At 55.5% G+C, this 5,000-nt stretch carries 3 protein-coding genes, 1 tRNA gene and 1 rRNA gene; 1 reads left to right on the forward strand and 4 read right to left on the reverse strand.

The window, feature by feature from the left end; translation table 11 throughout:
- Positions 1–371: 371 nt before the first annotated feature.
- The 3 genes from AC1DPX_RS28990 to AC1DPX_RS29000 form a co-directional block, all read right to left on the reverse strand.
- Positions 372–683, reverse strand: coding sequence for a type II toxin-antitoxin system RelE/ParE family toxin (locus tag AC1DPX_RS28990; protein ID WP_477240983.1), 312 nt, complete (start codon positions 681–683; stop codon positions 372–374).
- A gap of 3 nt (positions 684–686) precedes the next feature.
- On the reverse strand, positions 687–953 hold the full coding sequence (locus tag AC1DPX_RS28995) for a type II toxin-antitoxin system ParD family antitoxin (RefSeq protein ID WP_202357768.1): 267 nt from the start codon (positions 951–953) through the stop codon (positions 687–689).
- 606 nt (positions 954–1,559) lie between these two features.
- Positions 1,560–1,636, reverse strand: a tRNA-Met gene (locus AC1DPX_RS29000).
- Positions 1,637–1,654: 18 nt separating this feature from the next.
- Here AC1DPX_RS29000 and AC1DPX_RS29005 point away from each other — a divergent pair.
- Positions 1,655–1,807, forward strand: coding sequence for a hypothetical protein (locus tag AC1DPX_RS29005; protein ID WP_477240985.1), 153 nt, complete (start codon positions 1,655–1,657; stop codon positions 1,805–1,807).
- Between the two features lie 260 nt (positions 1,808–2,067).
- Here AC1DPX_RS29005 and AC1DPX_RS29010 read toward each other — a convergent pair.
- Positions 2,068–4,865: ribosomal RNA gene (locus AC1DPX_RS29010) — 23S ribosomal RNA — on the reverse strand.
- Positions 4,866–5,000 lie beyond the last annotated feature (135 nt).

The raw sequence follows: 5,000 nt of genomic DNA on the forward strand, positions 1-5,000 counted from the left end.
TTGTGGCTTCGGGGCCGTCCGAGTGTCGCTTACGCGGCTCTGTCCGAGTGTCGCTTACGCGGCTCTCTTGAATTTCGCGGAGGGCAGTCTTAGAAGCAAACTTCTTCGTCGCCAGCGGCGCACCGCCCTCGTTCGTGAGGCGTATATAGTCGCCACCTCAGCAAACTGTCAACAGCCATCTCAGATGTTTTTTCGATTTCTCGCAGAGAAATCCACAACGCGAAATTCGTGAGTTGGCTTTGCTGAATTTCGAATGATGTACCGCCAAGGATCAATCCTGCCCAGGCTAGCCATAACGCAACCGCTGGCCGCGTAGGATCGGCCCTAAAACCGCCTGTCCTTGCGGTGGTCGACCCTGTGGAAACGGCGCTTCAGAGCCGGTCCTCCAGCAGTTCCGGCGTGATGTTCCGCCCCGCGTAGAAGATTCCCAGGACCAACACCCGTTCTCCTTCGACAGCGAACGCGATGCTGACGGCGCGCCGGTAACCAACAATCCGCAGCCCGTGCATGATCTCGACCCGCTCTGTGCCGCGCTGTGGAAAAGTCGATAGGCCGAGGCAATGGTCGCGGATGCAGGCAACGAAATTCCAGGCGATCGCCGGCGACGCGCGCTCGGCTATGTCGTCATAGAGCTGTCCGAGTTCAGCTTCAGCCATTGGATGGAAGACAATCCGGTACTCCACCCCCTACTTGGCTTTCGCCTGCTTCGCGCGATGGCGCGCTTCCAGCCGGGAAAACACCATGTCGGCGGGTATCCCCTTTGCCGGATCCTGGTGGAGCTCCGTCAGGCGCCCCGGGATTTCCTCGCGCAGCCATCTCTCCCGCTCCGCCTCGAAATCCTCGAGCATGCGCAGGCCGGCGCGGACAACCTCACTGGCATTGTTGTAGCGACCTGATTCGAGCTGCTTTCTGATGAAGCTCTCATAGTGATCGTTCAGAGCGTAGTTGGGCATGGCAACCTCTGGGAAAATGTCCGGCCATAGGAACATAGCAATAGATGTCAGCTATTGCCAGAATTTGTCGATTCGGCCGCACTCCGCCTTGGATCTGGATTGTTCCGCAGGACTTGGCTCGCCGGCTCGGCACAACCGAGATGTCGCCTCAGCCCCGATGACGCTGGCGCGATCGAGGAATCAGGCCCGCAATCGACGGCTCCGACGATCTGTTTTCTCCCATACAAGCGGGACGACAAGCACTGAGGCCGGCCAAGAAAGAGGCCCGCCGGCGAAATTCGTTTCGCATTTGGTTGGGTCGCTGCTCCGATTCGGCTTTCACTGCTCGCTTCGGCTCTGGAAGAGGCTGAGTTCATCCGCCGCACCCGCCGAAACCTCGTCTCGGGTCCGGGGAGTGAATCGACGATGACTATCAGTCGAAATGCGACGGCCCGCCGGGCTTGAGCCAGACGGGCCGTTTGTGATTTGGTTTTGGGGAGGCTTTGCGTTTTTGTCCCGCGGGGGCTTCGGCTCCTTGCGGGCGCCTGCGCCGGAGCAAATCGCCGAGCATTGTGATCTGGATACAAAAACGGCCCGCTGGCTTGAGCCTAGCGGGCCGTTGAATGTTGGTTGCGGGGACAGGATTTGAACCTGTGACCTTCAGGTTATGAGCCTGACGAGCTACCGGGCTGCTCCACCCCGCGCCACCTCTAGGCAAGCGCTTGCTTGCCGAACTAGGCAAGCGCTTGCTTGCCGAACTAAGCAAGCATTTGCTTGCTGAACCAGGCAAGCGCCTGCTTGCCGAACTAGGCAAACGTTTGCTTGCTGAACTGAGCAAGCGTTTGCTTGCTTTGGACGTAAGCGCACGCCTATGACGACGCTAGCCTACAAATCGGTAGATGGCTCACCAAATGAAAGGGCCGCTTACGCGGCCCGTGGTCCCTTGGCGGGCCTTGTCGTAGAGAGAAGATTTCACTGACATCCGCTTCGGCAAAACGCACGTTGTTCGAGAAGCTTTTTGAGCGAAGGAGCATAGAGAGACATCGGCAGCAGCGCTGTCGGGTTGCCTCTCGGGCTGTTCGCTGGTCTTTGTTGTGCCATCCATCGTATTTCACGATGAGCATAAGGAATGAGAACGATCAAGCCGATCGAACTATTAGTACCGGTAAGCTTCAAGCGTTGCCGCTCTTCCACACCCGGCCTATCAACGTGGTCGTCTTCCACGGTTCTCAGGGAATACTCGTTTTAAGGTGGGTTTCCCGCTTAGATGCCTTCAGCGGTTATCCCGTCCGGATATAGCTACCCTGCTATGCGGCTGGCGCCACAACAGGTCCACCAGAGATCCGTCCATCCCGGTCCTCTCGTACTAGGGACAGATCCTTTCAATATTCCTACACCCACGGCAGATAGGGACCGAACTGTCTCACGACGTTCTGAACCCAACTCACGTACCGCTTTAAATGGCGAACAGCCATACCCTTGGGACCTGCTCCAGCCCCAGGATGCGATGAGTCGACATCGAGGTGCCAAACAACCCCGTCGATATGGACTCTTGGGGGTCATCAGCCTGTTATCCCCGGCGTACCTTTTATCCGTTGAGCGATGGCCCTTCCACGCGGGACCACCGGATCACTATGACCGACTTTCGTCTCTGCTCGACTTGTCAGTCTCGCAGTCAGGCAGGCTTATGCCATTGCACTCAGCGAACGATTTCCGACCGTTCTGAGCCCACCATCGCGCGCCTCCGTTACTCTTTAGGAGGCGACCGCCCCAGTCAAACTACCCACCATACATTGTCCCGGACCCGGATAACGGGCCGCGGTTAGACATCCATAGTAATAAGGGTGGTATTTCAAGGGTGGCTCCACCTGAGCTGGCGCCCAGGTTTCAAAGCCTACCACCTATCCTACACATGCCACTACGAATGCCAATGTAAAGCTATAGTAAAGGTGCACGGGGTCTTTCCGTCTAACCGCAGGAACCCCGCATCTTCACGGGGAATTCAATTTCACTGAGTCTATGCTGGAGACAGCGGGGAAGTCGTTACGCCATTCGTGCAGGTCGGAACTTACCCGACAAGGAATTTCGCTACCTTAGGACCGTTATAGTTACGGCCGCCGTTTACTGGGGCTTCGATTCAGAGCTTGCACCCCTCCTCTTAACCTTCCAGCACCGGGCAGGCGTCAGACCCTATACGTCGTCTTGCGACTTCGCAGAGCCCTGTGTTTTTGATAAACAGTCGCTACCCCCTGGTCTGTGCCACCCTCCTCTGCTTGCGCAGAAAAGGGTCACGCTTCTTCCGAAGTTACGCGTGCAATTTGCCGAGTTCCTTCAGCATAGTTCTCTCAAGCGCCTTGGTATACTCTACCAGACCACCAGTGTCGGTTTCGGGTACGGTTTATAAGGAGGAGCTATTTCCTGGAACCACGCAGCAGCCCGTTCAATCCGATAAGATTGGACTACCTCAATGATCCGTCACTACCTCCAAGCCCACGAATATTAACGTGGTTCCCATCGACTACGCGTTTCCGCCTCGTCTTAGGGGCCGGCTAACCCTGCTCAGATTAGCTTTAAGCAGGAACCCTTGGTCTTTCGGCGGGGGAGTCTCTCACTCCCCTTACGTTACTCATGTCAGCATTCGCACTTCTGATACCTCCACCACCCCTCACGGGTATGGCTTCATCAGCTTACAGAACGCTCCGCTACCGCTCGTATTGCTACGAACCCTAAGCTTCGGTGTATGGCTTTAGCCCCGTTACATTTTCGGCGCAAAGACCCTTATTTAGACCAGTGAGCTGTTACGCTTTCTTTAAATGATGGCTGCTTCTAAGCCAACATCCTGGTTGTTTTGGGATCCTCACATCCTTTCCCACTTAGCCATAACTTGGGGACCTTAGCTGTAGGTCAGGGTTGTTTCCCTTTTCACGACGGACGTTAGCACCCGCCGTGTGTCTGCCGACTAGTACTCCCAGGTATTCGGAGTTTGGTTAGGTTTGGTAATCCGGTGAGGACCCCTAGCCCATCCAGTGCTCTACCCCCTGGGGTATTCGGTCGACGCTCTACCTAAATAGATTTCGCGGAGAACCAGCTATTTCCGAGTTTGATTGGCCTTTCACCCCTAGCCACAAGTCATCCCGAACTATTGCAACAGTTATGGGTTCGGTCCTCCAGTAAGTGTTACCTTACCTTCAACCTGCTCATGGCTAGATCACTCGGTTTCGGGTCTAATGCGACGAACTGAACGCCCTGTTCAGACTCGCTTTCGCTGCGCCTACACCTAGCGGTTTAAGCTTGCTCGTCACACTAAGTCGCTGACCCATTATACAAAAGGTACGTGGTCACCCTTGCGGGCTCCCACTGTTTGTAGGCAATCGGTTTCAGGTACTCTTTCACTCCCCTTGTCGGGGTGCTTTTCACCTTTCCCTCACGGTACTAGTTCGCTATCGGTCATGCACGAGTACTTAGGCTTGGAGGGTGGTCCCCCCAATTTCAGACAGGATTTCACGTGTCCCGCCTTACTCGAGGACGATTGATTGCATTACGCGTACGGGGCTGTCACCCACTATGGCCCTACTTTCCAGAAGGTTCCGCTTGTCTCTCAATCGCCACTGGCCTGGTCCGGGTTCGCTCGCCACTACTTCCGGAGTCTCGGTTGATGTCCTTTCCTACGGGTACTTAGATGTTTCAGTTCCCCGCGTTCGCCACTTTACCCCTATGTATTCAGGGTAAGTTACCTATTATCGATACTTGGAAACCACAGCAGCAGATCGCTCTGCTACTCTGATTTTCCAAGCACCTTAGGTGGGTTTCCCCATTCGGAAATCTACGGATCAAAGGGTATTCGCACCTCCCCGTAGCTTATCGCAGCGTATCACGTCCTTCATCGCCTGTGCATGCCAAGGCATCCACCAATTGCCCTTAAGACACTTGATCGTTCTCATTGCCAATGCCCATCCGCGCAATCCGAAGGATTGTCGCCTGGGCCAAATCCTGTGCGGGATTTGACCCGATGTCATTGGCACAAAAAGACCAGCTTCTCGAGATCGGTTCGAGGGCGCGGTTAGGCAA

The organism is Mesorhizobium sp. 01N446, from assembly GCF_056399285.1.

Coding starts and splice junctions, on each gene's coding strand:
- AC1DPX_RS28995 (WP_202357768.1), bottom strand. CDS start 953: ATGCCCAACTACGCTCTGAACGATCACTATGAGAGCTTCATCAGAAAG.